The following is a 14,869-nucleotide window of genomic DNA, read 5'->3' as shown; positions in this document are numbered from 1 at the left end:
CCTCAGGGAAGAGGCCCGTCATACGCTAATGCCAGGAACGAAGGATGACAAGGACTGGAACACTACTGCTGTTAACCCTTGCGATGGCTTGCCCGGCATCGGCGCATACCGTGGTGATCGAAGGCGGCAAGGTTCATCTCCGGGGTGAACTGGTGAACGGCGGCTGCGCCGTGGCGCCCGACAGCCAGAATATGCGCATCGACATGGGGCAGTACCGAACCAATTCATTTTCCGGTGTGGGCAGTTTTTCCACGGTGAATGTGCCTTTCACCGTACGGCTGCTGGACTGCAGCGTTGATGTTTCGCGCACCGTGGGGATCCAGTTTCAGGGCGTCACACCCGCAGAGGATCCGCAGGTCTTTCTGGCGACATCGCGGCCGGGTGAAACACCCGTCAGCAGCGGCGTTGGGCTGGCGCTCTTTGACGAACAGCAACGTCAGATTATTCCAAACGCCACGGCCGTCAGCTGGCTGCCTATCGATACCCGCGAGCTCGCGTTCCATTTTAGCGCCCGCTACCGGGCTATTTCCGAACATCTCGAGCCAGGCAAAATTCAGTCGGATGTCTGGTTTACGTTGATTTATCCATAACACCTGCGAACACATTATTAAAGGTACGGTTGTGATGAATACCCTAATTAAACCAGGACTTTTTTTATCGTTTATTTTGATGATGGTTTCTACCTGCGCAAATGCTTCCGGCGGTATTGCGCTGGGAGCCACGCGCGTTATTTATCCCGCAGAGGCGAAACAAACGTCGCTGGCGATCACCAACAGCAACAAACAGGAACGCTATTTAATTAACGCGTGGATCGAAAATGCGAGCGGGCAAAAAGAAAAAACGTTTGCCGTCACTCCGCCCCTGTTTGTTAGCGAGCCGAACAGTGAAAACACGTTACGTATTATTTACGCCGGCCCGGCACTGCCTGTCGATCGCGAATCGCTCTTTTACATGAACGTGAAGGCGATCCCGTCGGTGAACAAAGCGAAAACGGAAAACAATAACGTGCTGCAGCTGGCGATCCTCTCACGCATCAAGCTGTTTGTGCGCCCGAACAACCTGGCGATGCAGCCGGAAGAGGCGCTTTCCCAGCTGCGGTTTGAGCGCGCGGGCAACCACCTCAAAGTCAGCAACGCTTCCCCGTATTACATCACCCTCGTCAATCTGAAGCTGGGCGGGCAGCAGCTGGATAACCTGATGGTTGCGCCGAAAAGCTCTGCTCAGCAGGTGCTGCCAGCCGGTGCCAGCGGCACGCTTTCCTGGCAGAGCGTGAATGACTACGGTGCCATTACTCCGGCGCGTAGCGTCAACCTGTGAGCAGAGTCAGGGCGATGAAAAACCACCAGAGACGTTACTGCCCGGTTGCGCTGGCGCTGATGGCTGCGCTCTGGCCGCAGGCTGGCTGGAGCGAAAGTTATTTCAACCCGGCCTTCTTGTCCGACGACACCGCCAGCGTGGCGGATTTGTCGCGTTTTGAACAAGGACACCAGCAGGCACCCGGCGTTTATCGCGTGGATATCTGGCGTAACGATGAGTTTATCGGTACCCAGGATGTGCGTTTTGAGCAGGCCGAGAATACGCCGCCGGTAGCGGGCGGTTTGTCAGCGTGCATTACGCGCGCGATGCTCGATCGCTTTGGCGTTAACGTCGCGGCGTTTCCCGAGCTGGCTAAGGTGCAGGGCGAGACCTGCGTTCCGCTGACCACGGCTATCCCCGGCAGCGAAACGGCATTTAACTTTGCCTCACAGCGTTTGGACGTCAGCCTGCCGCAGGTGGCGTTGCAAAACAGCGCCCGGGGCTACATTCCGCCTGAACAGTGGGATGAAGGTATTCCCGCCGCGCTGGTGAACTACAGCTTCACCGGTAACCGGGGAAGCGAGGACGACAGCTATTATCTGAACCTGCAGAGCGGGCTGAACTATGGCGCCTGGCGTTTACGTAACAACGGCGCATGGCGGTACACCCAGAATAACGGGCAGCGGCACAGCGAGTGGCAGAATATCGGCACCTGGGCGCAGCGCACCGTTATCCCGCTTAAAAGCGAACTGGTGCTGGGCGACAGCAATACCGGGAATGACGTCTTCGACAGCATGGGGTTCCGCGGCGGACGGCTCTTCTCGTCTGACAGCATGTACCCGGACAGCCTGCAGGGCTACGCGCCGACCGTGCGCGGGATCGCCCGTACGCCCGCCAAAGTGGTGGTTCGCCAGAATGGCTACGTTATCTATCAAAGCTACGTCCAGCCGGGCGCATTTGCGATTACCGATCTTAACCCGACCTCCTCAAGCGGTGACCTGGAGGTAACGGTCGAAGAGAAAGACGGCACCCAGCAGCGCTATACCGTGCCGTACTCCACCGTGCCGCTCCTGCAGCGTGAAGGGCGCTGGAAATACGATCTCGTTGCGGGGGATTACCGCAGTGGTAACAGCGACCAGGATACGCCGTTCTTCACCCAGGGAACCCTGATTACCGGTCTAGCCAACGGTTACACGCTTTACGGCGGGACGCAGCTGGCGTCACGCTATACCGCGGTGGCCGTCGGGGCCGGAAAAAACCTGGGCGACTGGGGCGCGGTCTCGCTCGATATCACCCACGCCCGCAGCCAGCTCGCGGACGATAGCAAGCATGAAGGGCAGTCTCTGCGCTTCCTCTATGCGAAATCCCTTAACGGCTTCGGCACCAACTTCCAGCTGCTGGGCTACCGCTACTCCACAAAAGGCTTTTACACCCTCGACGACGTCGCCTGGCGCTCGATGGAGGGCTATCAGTATGCCGATAGCCAGAACGATAACGATGTGCCTGACGTGCAGAGTTATCACAACCTGACGTGGAATAAAAAAGGCCGCTTCCAGCTCAACGTATCTCAGTCGCTGGGGGACTACGGCTCGGTCTATATCTCCGGCAGCGAGCAGACCTACTGGGGAACCGACGAGACGAACCTCTGGTACCAGCTGGGCTATGCGGGAGGCGTGAAGGGGATCAACTACTCCGTCTCCTGGTCGTGGAACAAATCCGTTGGGATAGACGGCACCGATCGGATCGCGTCGTTTAACGTCTCCGTGCCGTTCAGCCTCTTTACCCGTCAGGGCTATCGCCGGGACAGCGCGATTGACCGCGCCTACGCGACGGCATCCGCCAGTCGAAACAGCGATGGCGACACAAGCTGGCAAACCGGCGTCAGCGGAACGCTGCTGGAGGACCGCAACCTGAACTACAGCGTGACCCAGGGACACGCCAGCACCAACGGCTCAAGCGGAAGCGCCAGCGCCAATTGGCAGGCGACCTACGGCACGCTGGGCGTGGGCTACAACTATTCCCGCGACCAGCACGATCTCAACTGGCAGCTCTCCGGCGGGGTGGTCGGCCACGCCGACGGCGTGACCTTCAGCCAGCCGCTGGGCGACACCAACGTGCTGATCAAAGCGCCGGGGGCATCAGGCGTCAGTATTGAAAACCAGACCGGTGTGAAAACCGACTGGCGAGGCTACGCGGTGATGCCGTATGCCACCGTCTATCGCTACAACCGCGTGGCGCTGGATACCAACACCATGAGCAACAACACCGATATCGAAAACAACGTGAGCAGCGTGGTGCCGACTAAAGGCGCGCTGGTGCGCGCCAGCTTTGATACCCGCATCGGCGTGCGCGCCCTGCTGACGGTGATGCGCGGTAACCAGCCCGTGCCGTTCGGCGCGGTGGTCCGTGAAACCCGAAGCGGTGTCACCAGCATGGTGGGGGATGACGGACAAATTTACCTGAGTGGGCTGCCGCTGGAAGGCGAACTGCTGATCCAGTGGGGCGACGGGGCGCAGTCCCAGTGTCGCGCACCTTACAGCTTGTCTGAACAGAGCCTGCAACAGGCAATCACACTTAAGGGGATCGGCTGTGATTAAGACCCAAATCTTTGCCTTGTCGCTGCTGGCGTTACTGCCTGCGACAAACGCATTAGCGACCGTGTGCGTCAATGAAAAAGGCGTGCCGACCGAAGTGCATTACGACCTGACGGATAAATTCAATAGCTCGAATAACCAGATTGGGCAGGTCGTGACGCTCAGTGAGAAATCACAGTGGGTAGGGGTGAATGCCGTCTGCCCGAAGGGCACGACCGGGAATACCACCAAGCGTAGCTATGTGACCGATTATCCGGTAACGGGAACGAGCGATGGCTATCAATATCTGAAGCTTAACGACTATCTGGACGGGGCCATGAAAATCACGGACAGCTATGCTGGCGTGTTTTATCCACCAAAAAGCTATATCCAGATGGGGAGCCATCCTAACGTCTCCAAAAACAAACCGTTTGGCGTTCAGGACTCGAGCCTTGTCTTCCGCCTTAAGGTGACCCGGCGTTTTATTAACATGGTCGTTATCCCGCGCGCCACCATGTTCCGCGTCTACGTCACCACCACCTCCTCCGATCCGCTCACCACGCCGGTCTATACCATTAGCTACAGCGGAACCATCCAGGTGCCGCAAAGCTGCGCTATTAATGCCGGTAACGTAGTGGAGTTTGATTTCGGCGACATCGGCGCCTCTTTGTTCAGCAAGGCGGGCGTGGGTAACAAGCCGGAAGGTGTCTCATCGCAAAGCAAAACCATCGCGATCAAATGCACCAACGTGGAGGCGAACGCCATGCTGACGATGCGCGTCGAGGCGGAAAAAGTCTCTGATAATGTGCTGGTGTCTGATAACCCGGACGTGGGGTTCATCATTGCCAACGAGAGCGGGGCGCCGCTGACGCCCAACAACCTGACAAGCAAAATTCCGTTCCGCCTCGACGACAGCGCGCAGGCACAGGTGGGGATCCGGGTCTGGCCGGTGAGCGTGACGGGCAATAAGCCAGCGGAAGGGCGCTTCACCTCGCGCGGGTATCTGCGCGTGGATTACGACTAAGGAGCAGATATGCGAAACGGGATCCGTTTTATCACCGTGGCGCTCTTTGCGCTTTGCACCCAGGCTCAGGCGGACACCGCGCTGGGCGAGATTAACATTCGGCTCTACGGCAACATCGTCGATTTTACCTGCGTTGCCGAGGGCAGCGACAGCGACAAGACCGTCACGCTGGGCACCTGGCCCACGAAACAGCTCAGCACCACCGGGAGCCGCACGCAGCCCATGCCGTTTACGCTGAAGCTGACCGGCTGCCCGCCGGGCGCGGCGTCCATTACGTTTTCGGGCAAAGCCGACGGGAGCAATAACGGTTTGCTGGCGCTAAACGACGCCAGTACAGCGAGTCATGTCGCGGTAGAGATCAGGGATGCGGATAAAACGCGTCTGGCTCTCCAGCAGGCCAGCCAGCCGGTTTCGGTTGATGCGCAGGGGAATGCGACATTGTCGTTTTATGCCAATTATATTGCCACTGCAGATAACCCTCAGCCCGGACGAGCCGATGCGGATGCCACCTTTATGATTAACTATAATTAGCACTGACCGCACTCCCTGCAGCTCAGATAAGCTGCAGGGAGTGAATTCAGGTTAAAGCAGTTCGTGCGCTTTGGCGTAATCAATTAATTCCACGATGCTTTGCACACCCAGCTTGGAATAAATATTGGATTTATGCGCGCTAATGGTTTTGTTGCTTAATAGTAACTGTTCAGCAATTTCCTTATTGGATAATCCATTCGCCAGATAGCGTAATACCGTGACCTCGCGATTCGATAATGGCATATCGACAGCCATCCCTTTCCCTGACCCCAAATGGTTTATAAAGTTCAGCGTTTCCGACGGGAAAAAGGAATAACCCATCAGGATCATTTCTACGGCGTTGTAGATCTCGCCCAAATCTTTACGTTTACTGACGAAGCCATTTGCCCCGGCGCGAATAGCGCGACCCGCGTAAAATAACTCTGATTTAGATGAGAGGAACAGAACCTTAATGTCTTTGTTTAAGTTTCTGATTCTTTTAAGTAAAGCGAAAGCATCCGTGCCCGTGAGTTCAATGTCAAGGATCACCAGATCGATAGGGTGATTTCGGATACAGTCAAGAACTTCATGGCTATCGCCAGACTTGAGCTTGACTGTGATATTCTTATTTTTCTGTAGCAGGACTTCTATCGACATTCTGACGATAGGATGTTCGTCCATAATGATAACGGATGCCGGTTTCATTTTTAATGCCTCAGATTGTTAAAAGCGTTATGCAGAGTTTGTAAAACTCTCGAAATGCCGGAAAGGATATAATGTGCAGATCCCTATACCGTAGTATTTCCCTGGGAAGAGCGAAAGCATCCTTGTTTACGTAATGAAAAGAACTATGCCTCAGCGCGGTCATCTCATTAGGCTGGTGTTGGCAAAAAGGTTTTTCTTATTCAAATTTGGTACGCATCTTATTATACAGGGTAAGTTTTTTCCGAAAACCCTGTAAATTAATATCCGCGTAGGGGTTTGTATTATCTTCTGGATCTGAATCGCTATTTTTTTAAAATTAGCGGAAATATCCTGTTATCTCATTTACCGCATATTTTCATCTTTATGTAATAACAAAAAATAACAGATATCTCTTTATGTTGATCAATTGTTAACAAAAATACGCATCATTCAGAGGGTCTAACCCACGCTGATGAGGACAATAATTGCCCTCGCAGGCCGTCAGACCTTCATCTGAAAGCGCTTACGTTAGCCCGGATAATGCCGCCTGTTCCACAGGAGAACATGCTATCCGCTTCGCTTTTTCCTCCTGAGCGTTCCCGCTAAGCTGCTTGTTTTTACATCATTATCATCTTGTTAACGCCTTCTGCATTCACTTAACGGATGGAGGAAAGTGCTGCCGTTCATTCAATTTGTGGCATTTCACAAGGTTTACGCCCATAAATTAGGAATAGTTATAAATTCGATTTTTTTGTTAAAAATTAACATTTACGCAACTCAATTGGTAAGTAAATTCCTAAAGCGCTTTAGGAAATAAGGGGTTAGGACGTGAGTGTAAACGTGCAGTCTGAGAGGTTATTAAGAAGATGAAGCAATTCCTGCCGATGACTCAGCCCCAGTTTCACCAGGATGCAGCTGAGACGATAGATAATGCGGCTATAGGGACGATTCTGCATAAGGGCAATCTGACGTAACGTCTTGCCCCGGGAAAGTTCCTGCAGGATTGGCCATTCGTTGCGGGAGAACCAGTCTTTGTCGGAGCCCTGCGGGGGGCGGGTATCCAGCAGGCTGTGCTGGAGTGCCGCGGCGTTCAGCTGGCGTTCGAGCACATGAAAAGGACCAGCCGCTTTGCAGAAGAGGCGGGTGTCGTAATTATCGGCCCGGACTAACAGCCAGGGCGTAAGGAAAGGCGGAAACAGGCTGTGCCGTCTCAACTGATCCAGTTTCTCCAGCAGCCCCGTGGACCGGCTTTCTATATCAACGACCAGACGGGCGGAGGGCCACTGCGTCTGCGCGACAAGGGCGTCATCCAGCGTAGCGTAGTCGCAGCAGCTGCTCAGCGGGAACTGCCCGTTGAGAAAGCCGGTGCGCAGATAGTGATCCTCCGTCACCAGAAGGATAAACGGGGCGTCTGTTTTGCGGGGCTGGCTGATGGACTGGCTCAAGAATTCGAGCCGGTCGAAAAAGGGGGGAGCAAAAGGTGAGCGCGTAAATCCCAGTGCATCACTTCCTGTACGCCGCCGCCGGTAACGGCGCACTGTCATTCGCATGGCCTCCCTCCTGGAAATGGCGTTTTAATCCTCCGGCCATGTCCAGGACGGCCAGTAATACCCCTGGCCGAAGTCTGCGCCTGCCTGCAGTGCCAAGGTACGATCGCGTTCAGTCTCAATACCTTCGATAAGCACTTTCCCGGCAAGCTGAAAGCAAAGGGAAACCAGATGCCTCAGCGCAGGGGTGTCGCGTAAACGCCAGAATGCTTCCTTATCTATTTTGATGCCACTTAAAGGGAGTCGGCAGGATAAAAACGACTGCACTAAGACGTCATCGATGTCATCCAGCCAGATTGCGTGCCCCTGTCTGTTCAGCTGCTGCAGATTTTGAACCACATGCTGCTTGCGCGCGACAGACAGCGCCAAAAAAGCCGCAAGGTCGACAAACTCTATATTGAGCGGCACGCAGGGGAGTCTAATAAGACGCTGAAAGGACGCAGGCTCTGTCAGGACGGTTATCGGCAGATTAATAAAAAGGTTATGACCGTGCGGCGTATTTTTTAACGCAGCAAGCTGCGCTTCAAGCAGCGTTATCGACCAGTCAGCGGACCGATCGCAAAAAAAGTCCTCACTGTGCCGCGTGTCGGCCAGGACGCTAAGGACCTCGACGCCAGCCTGGCGCAAGGAGGTAAGGGCGACGATGGGCTCGAGCTTAATGCCGACGATGTCCTGAGATATGTACTGTAACCGGGGGGGCGTATCGATCAGGTTTTGCGCTGTCACTCCATTGTCCTGTTGTCTGTCAGCCTCCAGGCGGCCGGGATACCTGACTCTAGTGTGACGAGCTGACGTACAGGAAAACAGCAGGCGTTACTTAAATGCAACTAAGGCTTTTCGCAGCGCTGAATTTTACGGTAAAACGGGGGTAAATGTTGAGAAAATAGCCGTATTTACAAACGGCTAGCGGTAATTGGCCCTGAAAATGGAAAAGGCATTGACTCACCTGCCATTGACCGTATAATTCTTCGCGTTTCACCACCGCGAAGTCCACGCTTCTCAGTGCGCCCTTAGCTCAGTTGGATAGAGCAACGGCCTTCTAAGCCGTAGGTCGTAGGTTCGAATCCTACAGGGCGTGCCATTATCACTTCTACTAACGTCTCTCAAAGTCTACTCAATTCAGTAATACCAAGCCATTAAGCTCAATCTCGCTCTCTCTAGGTCTACTAAATTGTATTGAAATCCACACTAATGTGGGGGTACATTCGGGGGTATATACAGGTTCAATGGAAAGAGATACCCCCAATGAAGTTAACGGCACGCCAGATCAGCACAGCTAAGCCTCAGGACAAGCCTTACAAACTGGCGGATGGCGGTGGCCTGTACCTGCTAGTTAACCCGAATGGTTCCCGATACTGGCGCCTTAAGTACCGCCTCGCTGGAAAAGAAAAGCTCCTGTCTATTGGCGTCTTCCCAGATGTAACCCTCGCTGAGGCAAGAGATAAGCGAAATGAAGCCAAGCGATTACTCGCTAATGGTGAAGATCCGTCTGAGGTTAAGCAGGCGGAGAAGCAAGCCAGAATACTCGCTGTGAATAACAGTTTTGAGTCTCTTGCACTTGAATGGCATGAGCATAAGAAACCGAATTGGTCTTCCGGTTATGCTGACGACATTCTCGAATATCTGCGAAAAGATATTTTCCCTTATATCGGTAGAAAAGCTATTACCGATATCAAACCCATGGACATGCTTTCTGTTCTGAAGAAGATGGAGGAACGTGGTGTCCTGGATAAGCTCAAGAAAACGAGACAGGCTTGCCGCCAGATATTCACTTATGCAGTTATCACTGGAAGGGCCGAGTACAACCCAGTCACTGATTTGGCAGGGGCTCTGAAATCTCCCAAACAGCAACATTTCCCTCATCTCTCACCAGCCCAACTTGGCCCCTTCAGACAAGCTGTCGACTCATATAGCGGCAGTAAAATTACCCGCATCGCAACATTACTTCTCATGTACCTGAGTGTTCGAACTATCGAACTTCGTGCCGCAGAGTGGTCCGAGTTTGATCTCAGCAAAGATCTCTGGCTAATCCCAAAAGAGCGCATGAAGATGCGCCGACCACACCTCGTTCCTATTCCGAGACAAGCCAAGGAGCTGTTGCTCGAACTCAAAGAGATTACCGGTAGAGGAAAGTATGTTTTCCCGGGGCGTAATGACGCAGGGAAGCCGATGAGCGAAGCCAGCATTAACCAGGTGATTAAACGTATTGGCTATGCCGGTCAAGCTACTGGCCATGGCTTCAGGCACACCATGAGCACTGTGTTACATGAGCAGGGATTCAATTCTGCCTGGATAGAGGCACAGCTGGCGCATTCTGACAGAAACACAATACGTGGTACCTATAATCATGCTCAGTACATTGATGGACGACGTGAGATGCTTCAATGGTATGCGGACTATCTTGACGAACTTGCCGTAGTGGTTCAAAAAAAGAATGCGTGAATATATTGCTGTATGAATATACAGCTCGATCTAGACATATATACTTCAGTAGACGATAATCCCATGAAAGAAAATGGTTATGTTTAGGTTGGAACCGAAGACCCATGCACCTCTGTGGGCTGGCATAGCCGCAAATTTAAGAGACGCGAGGTGGCGTTATGGTGAAGAAAGTTTACCCAAAAGAAATTAAAAGTTGGTTTTCTTTAAAAAATTACGAGACTTTCCAGTCACTGACTATTGAACAAATTCTGCGTGAATTAGAGTTTAGGGTGATGTTTGCCATTGATTACACATCTGATGATGAAGAATCAAACGAAGGCTGGCTTCATACTAAAAGTCGCTTACTTGAAGAAATAATGAAGGGGGTTACTCTATCCTCAGATCTTTCTGATCTTGTATTCCCAGAGTTATCAGATAATACCTCTGTCAGAGGTAACAAAAACTCTGATCCCATCGAGTACAGAATTAATGGTATTCCTGTTATCTCCAATCAACACGCCTTAAGGCCTTACCAAGAAGAGTTAAGTGGTGACGAATCTATAACTCCTTTCAGCATGGGTGATTTAGCAAGCTACTACCGTTTTTATCTTCGTCATAAACACATAGTTCATGGCCATCGAATTTCAGAAATCAACGATGGTAGAATATTTTCATGTGTCAGTGCTGTAGAAGATGGAAGTTCAGAATTCGAAGATGAAGTAGTTATCAAGGTTAATCTTGCATCTTACACTGATGATGAGTTGATAGCCGAGTTTAAGGAACTTCTTAAAGAATGGCGATTCGAGTTGGGCATTGATGAACCGCAAGCCAGTAAATCTAGAGTAGGGATCTCAACTATCAAAAAAATTATTACATATAAAGTATTCCCTTTTCTGGATCTTATACTTTGGGAGGTAATCAATGGTAGAAAAATTAGTCATGATTTAGCTTCACGTTTGTTGTTCCCAGATGATGAGGACGAGGTTATTGGTGGACAGCAGGTTAAGGATACAATCCGCCCATTTGTTGAAAAAATAATCAATGAGGACACTTTTCCTCTAGTAAAACATTACGTTAAGAAAAACAGTTACCTCAAAACTATGAGAATTTCAGATGTTATGAAACTCTCCGAAGACTGAACTAACAAATTTCGCTAAATGTTATGACGTCTGTTTTTACTGGATAAAGTATTTGTTTTTTTTTATGCCTTTGTGAAGATGTTAGGGTGAGATATTTGCTCCTGTAGACCCATATCAACTACAGGAGCAGTTAAAATGTCTCAAACACTTATCCGCCTCCCAGAAGTCCAACGTAGAACAGCGCTAGGGAAGGCTTGGATCTACCGTCTTATGAGCCAGGGTAAATTTCCGTCCTCCGTCAAAATTGGCTCCCGTGCCATTGCCTTCGTTGAAAGTGAAGTTGATGACTGGATTAACCAGCGCATCGAAGACTCACGTAAGGAGGTTGCCTGACTCCGCATACTTTTACGAATAACTTGCGTGAAATTGCGATCACCCTTTGGCAGGATCGTTATGTCGCGACAGCTACCAACTAATTAACGACAGGTAAATCATCATGACTGAATTTTATGCCCCTACCGGGGATGGACTCGCTCAACCTAAAATCGGCCAGCACGGTATTTCTACGCCAACCATGAGTAGTCTGGAAATGGTCGATTACATCAATGCCGAGCGTAAAGCGAAAGCTGAAGCAGAAGGATTAACTTTCCCATGCAAGCGCTATACGAAGATTCAACACAAACACATCCTTGCCAAGTCGCCGAAGGTTTTGGGTGAGGGTCACTCAGCCAAATTTTTGGCTCAGTATAGTGATAGCACAGGGCGTGAGCTTCCCTGCTACCAGTACCCTAAGCGCGAAGCTTGCCTAATGGCAATGAGTTATAGCTACGAGCTGCAGGCCAAGGTTTACGACTATATGGAAGAGTTAGATCGCCAGGCTCATGGCTACCTCAATTACTCAGTCCAAGAACTACAGGCAATTGTGGCTGGAGCTCGTAAGGTATCAGATGAAGACTCAAGTGACGCTGGCCGCCGTTTGCGTAAACGTCAGGACGATCTGGTGCTACTCGAAAAAGCGGAATCGTTGGTAGAAAGCCTCAGTCAGTTGAAGCTCGATTTCATCGGCAGCGAACGTAATAAGGAGATTCATTAATGTGTGATGAGCAAAAACTTAATCCAGTTAATGAGCTTGAGAGAATCAGGGCGCTTGCAGACGCTGCTGGCTATTTATCCACTACAGGAAAAGAGGGAACGCTGTTGTATGAACTTGTAGATTTAGTGGGGGAAATCGCCCGCAAGGCACTCGAGCGTGAAGGCGTATTATAGATTTCGTTACTATGGGTGGCTTACGCCACCCCATATTTTCATCCGTTCACCTTCCTTCCCGCGTTTCTCTACTGGCCATACATCTCAGAGATCTTCAGGCGTATAAATCGCTTTATCGTGGCTGTATTCGCCGTTCCATGTCTTTTTCATCGGCAGTTCACCTTTCATATACAGCTGGTATAGGCGATGACAGCCTTTCTCCAGAAGCACAGGTGTAAACTTTGTGAAGGCATCCTTACCGTGCGGAGTTATCTGCGTCTGGTCTTCTGTGAGATATTTGTCGCGGGCATATGAGGCGACACGCCAGCGAGGATCTTTCTCAGGATCACGTTGCTCGTTGAACACCCAGTCACGCTCGAATACCCACCACATCATTTTGTTGATATTGACGCCATTAAGAGCCTTACAGAATGCCGGGATTGTCATGCCTTTGGTGAAGTGTTTCTTCAGACTCTCAACGGTGGCGCAGAGCGTTTTATTTTCCAGCGCAGCGGCTTCGGCTCGCTCTTCGGCCTCGATAACCATCATCGCCAGCTGCTTACGGCTGAGAGCCACCTGTGTTGACGGTGCCGCGATGGCATCACGCTGAGTAAAGTAAAATTCCACTAGGTCTTCGTGATAGCCCCAGGCCTGATCGGTATCGACGACTTTTGACATGCGAGCCGCGCCGCGTTCGGTCCAGAGAATCAGCTGGCTTGTATGTTTATTAACCAAGTGACTTTCAGGTACTAGGTTCTTAAATCCCTTTAGCTCTGAGCCAGTCAGAAGGAAGTAATGCTTACCCTCTTCGAACCGTTCCAGATTGCGTGACAGGTTTTTACGGATGTTTACCTCATCCGTGCCATATCCCGCTGCCAACTGCTCAGTAGTCACAACCCGCTGACCGCGATACTCGATGATCTGCAAGTCACGAGCCGCTACTGGCGTTAATTCAGTTTTCATTGCCATGTTACTTATCCTTCTTCAATTCGATCCCGATGTGTTTTGCGTAACGGCGCATACTGCGATTCAGTGGCATCAGTACGTTGCCGTCCCCGGCACTGAACTGCGATACAAACTGCTCACATTGCGCATTTTCGCGAATTGGCTCCCGTGTCAGCCGGTGCCCTTGCGCCAGCGTCAGCCCACATAGCCCTTGTCGAGTTTTGCTGCTACGTCTCTTTGCCATCAGCGCACCCACTCTGGTTTGCTGGCCTGCAGCTCTGCCTGCTCTTTCACGAATCGGTCGTGCATGGAGTCCCACTTCGCCAGCCACTTTTGTGCTTCGCGTTTACGTTCCAGGATTCGGCGCAGACGGCGAATACAACGCTGGTGGGCCATGAAATACTCATGGGTTACGCCGCCCCGCTGCCAACAGTTAAGTTCTGGCTTAAGAGGATGGACTGCCTGCACATCCGGGTGACGCTGCTCGAATCCGGAGCGCTCAAATGCTTCTGAAGTCATGAAGAACGCCAGATACCGGATCGCTGTGTCGCGGGTGAAGCATTTTTTAATGCGCCCGTGGCGTACTGCGACGAACAGCGGGCCAACAGGCGTATCGTGTTTCTGTAATGCCAGGTCAATCATGCTTACGGTGCGTTTATCGTTCATTTCCGATCCTTAACTTTGCTGTATCGTTCGTGACTCATTACTTCCCAGTTCTTGCCGCCATCTCGGGATAGCAGCCGCCAGCGGTGATTAACCTTGAGGCTCAGGTTTCCAGAGCCATGCATACGGCAGGGATGTATGCGCCTTGCCCTGAACTGGCTTAAAACGTGTGCTGCTTTGAGGTGAACCCACTCAGGAATTCGTATCGCTGTAAGAGCCATCAGATCCCCCCCATTTCATGACCCTCTGTTTTCGGAGCCTCTACTTTTTGATTTTTGACGAACTCAACCAGCTCAGAAATGAGCTCGTCGATTAATTCCTTCCCGCTATCCGTAAGGAATTCACCGCTGCCATTAACATCAACAGCGCTGCTGTAAATCCCCTTAATAGCTTTTACACCTTCGACATTCCCGTACTCACTGATCGCAAGCCTTTCGAATTTTCGTAATAATCCATCGAGAAGAATCTCGGTTAACTCGACCGTGTTAATACCGCCTTTATTGAGCTTAATAACAAGGCAGTTACTGCCCGTTTTACGCTGGTGGCGTAATAACGCTGCTTTTAAAATTCGGCGGCGATATGTCTCGATTAATTTATCCATTGCGCTGTTCCTCCTCCAAACTCATTACTATTTCTTCTTCTTTTTCGGTCCATCCATGAATCTCAGCGGCGAGGTCATAAACCAGAGCGCATATCGTTTTGAGTTGAAATCTGTCTAGCTTGTCGTGATATTCAAATAATGTTTGCGACAAGCCAGACAACTTCTCCGCTTTGATATTCACTTCCTGAATATCCTGTCTTTTAAATACGCCCATAATTAACGTCCATATGCTTTTTTAAGATAAAGACGAGCGATTACCTCGTAACCGCAGGCCGCATAAA

Annotated in this window: 19 protein-coding genes and 1 tRNA gene; 11 read left to right on the top strand and 9 right to left on the bottom strand. The window is 51.2% G+C overall.

Features of this window, described 5'->3' with window-relative positions:
- The first annotated feature begins 44 nt into the window (after positions 1-44).
- Genes fimI through sfmF form a run of 5 tightly spaced genes read left to right on the top strand, consistent with a single transcriptional unit; the run spans position 45 to position 5,424 of the window.
- On the top strand, positions 45-590 hold the full coding sequence (fimI, locus tag RVY89_RS13770) for a type 1 fimbrial protein subunit FimI (protein ID WP_023310642.1): 546 nt from the start codon (positions 45-47) through the stop codon (positions 588-590).
- Between the two features lie 34 nt (positions 591-624).
- Positions 625-1,317 (top strand): type 1 fimbria chaperone FimC, encoded by a 693-nt coding sequence (gene fimC, locus RVY89_RS13765; RefSeq protein WP_484825635.1) that lies wholly within the window; start codon positions 625-627, stop codon positions 1,315-1,317.
- A 14-nt stretch (positions 1,318-1,331) separates the two neighbouring features.
- Positions 1,332-3,893, top strand: a complete 2,562-nt coding sequence (locus RVY89_RS13760; RefSeq protein WP_484825634.1) for a fimbrial biogenesis usher protein — start codon at positions 1,332-1,334, stop codon at positions 3,891-3,893.
- Positions 3,886-4,893 (top strand): type 1 fimbria D-mannose specific adhesin FimH, encoded by a 1,008-nt coding sequence (gene fimH / locus RVY89_RS13755; protein ID WP_484825633.1) that lies wholly within the window; start codon positions 3,886-3,888, stop codon positions 4,891-4,893. The genes RVY89_RS13760 and fimH overlap by 8 nt, the downstream gene beginning before the upstream one ends.
- 9 nt (positions 4,894-4,902) lie before the next feature.
- Entirely contained in the window at positions 4,903-5,424 is a 522-nt protein-coding gene (gene sfmF / locus RVY89_RS13750; protein WP_032646212.1) for a fimbria assembly protein, read from the top strand.
- A 51-nt stretch (positions 5,425-5,475) separates the two neighbouring features.
- Here the strand turns inward: sfmF and fimZ are convergent, their stop codons facing one another.
- The 3 genes from fimZ to RVY89_RS13735 form a co-directional block, all read right to left on the bottom strand.
- Positions 5,476-6,108: a fimbria biosynthesis transcriptional regulator FimZ gene (gene fimZ / locus RVY89_RS13745; RefSeq protein WP_008499339.1), complete on the bottom strand. Its 633-nt coding sequence runs from the start codon at positions 6,106-6,108 to the stop codon at positions 5,476-5,478.
- A gap of 800 nt (positions 6,109-6,908) precedes the next feature.
- Positions 6,909-7,637: a helix-turn-helix transcriptional regulator gene (locus tag RVY89_RS13740; RefSeq protein WP_048225963.1), complete on the bottom strand. Its 729-nt coding sequence runs from the start codon at positions 7,635-7,637 to the stop codon at positions 6,909-6,911.
- A gap of 24 nt (positions 7,638-7,661) precedes the next feature.
- Positions 7,662-8,360: an EAL domain-containing protein gene (locus RVY89_RS13735; protein ID WP_484825632.1), complete on the bottom strand. Its 699-nt coding sequence runs from the start codon at positions 8,358-8,360 to the stop codon at positions 7,662-7,664.
- A 278-nt stretch (positions 8,361-8,638) separates the two neighbouring features.
- On the opposite strand from RVY89_RS13735, the gene RVY89_RS13730 reads away from it, so the two are divergent.
- The 6 genes from RVY89_RS13730 to RVY89_RS13705 all read left to right on the top strand — a co-directional run bounded on the left by RVY89_RS13730 (position 8,639) and on the right by RVY89_RS13705 (position 12,400).
- A tRNA-Arg gene (locus RVY89_RS13730) sits at positions 8,639-8,715 on the top strand.
- A 164-nt stretch (positions 8,716-8,879) separates the two neighbouring features.
- Entirely contained in the window at positions 8,880-10,076 is a 1,197-nt protein-coding gene (locus tag RVY89_RS13725) for a tyrosine-type recombinase/integrase (protein WP_484825631.1), read from the top strand.
- A gap of 158 nt (positions 10,077-10,234) precedes the next feature.
- Entirely contained in the window at positions 10,235-11,194 is a 960-nt protein-coding gene (locus RVY89_RS13720; protein ID WP_052714376.1) for a DUF6387 family protein, read from the top strand.
- A 135-nt stretch (positions 11,195-11,329) separates the two neighbouring features.
- The gene (locus RVY89_RS13715; RefSeq protein WP_028018417.1) at positions 11,330-11,527 is read left to right on the top strand and encodes a helix-turn-helix transcriptional regulator; all 198 of its coding nucleotides are present in this window, start codon (positions 11,330-11,332) and stop codon (positions 11,525-11,527) included.
- Positions 11,528-11,630: 103 nt separating this feature from the next.
- A complete protein-coding gene (locus tag RVY89_RS13710; RefSeq protein ID WP_484825630.1) occupies positions 11,631-12,227 on the top strand; it encodes a Rha family transcriptional regulator in 597 nt (198 codons plus the stop codon).
- Positions 12,227-12,400, top strand: coding sequence for a hypothetical protein (locus tag RVY89_RS13705; RefSeq protein ID WP_484825629.1), 174 nt, complete (start codon positions 12,227-12,229; stop codon positions 12,398-12,400). The genes RVY89_RS13710 and RVY89_RS13705 overlap by 1 nt, the downstream gene beginning before the upstream one ends.
- A gap of 84 nt (positions 12,401-12,484) precedes the next feature.
- Here the strand turns inward: RVY89_RS13705 and RVY89_RS13700 are convergent, their stop codons facing one another.
- The 6 genes from RVY89_RS13700 to RVY89_RS13675 are packed head-to-tail and all read right to left on the bottom strand — an operon-like array spanning position 12,485 to position 14,802.
- Positions 12,485-13,348, bottom strand: a complete 864-nt coding sequence (locus RVY89_RS13700) for an ORF6N domain-containing protein (protein WP_484825628.1) — start codon at positions 13,346-13,348, stop codon at positions 12,485-12,487.
- Position 13,349: 1 nt separating this feature from the next.
- Positions 13,350-13,568 (bottom strand): hypothetical protein, encoded by a 219-nt coding sequence (locus tag RVY89_RS13695; protein ID WP_484825627.1) that lies wholly within the window; start codon positions 13,566-13,568, stop codon positions 13,350-13,352.
- Entirely contained in the window at positions 13,568-13,990 is a 423-nt protein-coding gene (locus tag RVY89_RS13690; protein ID WP_078309932.1) for a hypothetical protein, read from the bottom strand. The genes RVY89_RS13695 and RVY89_RS13690 overlap by 1 nt, the downstream gene beginning before the upstream one ends.
- Complete coding sequence (locus tag RVY89_RS13685; protein WP_023332562.1) at positions 13,987-14,208, bottom strand: ParE family toxin-like protein; 222 nt, start codon at positions 14,206-14,208, stop codon at positions 13,987-13,989. Before RVY89_RS13685 ends, RVY89_RS13690 begins: the two co-directional genes overlap by 4 nt.
- Positions 14,208-14,588: a hypothetical protein gene (locus tag RVY89_RS13680; RefSeq protein WP_484825626.1), complete on the bottom strand. Its 381-nt coding sequence runs from the start codon at positions 14,586-14,588 to the stop codon at positions 14,208-14,210. The genes RVY89_RS13685 and RVY89_RS13680 overlap by 1 nt, the downstream gene beginning before the upstream one ends.
- Positions 14,581-14,802 carry a hypothetical protein gene (locus RVY89_RS13675; protein WP_044596881.1) on the bottom strand — a complete coding sequence of 74 codons (222 nt, stop codon included), beginning with the start codon at positions 14,800-14,802 and terminating at the stop codon, positions 14,581-14,583. The genes RVY89_RS13680 and RVY89_RS13675 overlap by 8 nt, the downstream gene beginning before the upstream one ends.
- Positions 14,803-14,869: the final 67 nt, after the last annotated feature.

The sequence above is a fragment of the Enterobacter sp. 3U4 genome (assembly GCF_057224565.1).
Note: the sequence above shows the minus strand (reverse complement) of the source record. Positions and strands in the feature narration are given on the sequence as shown.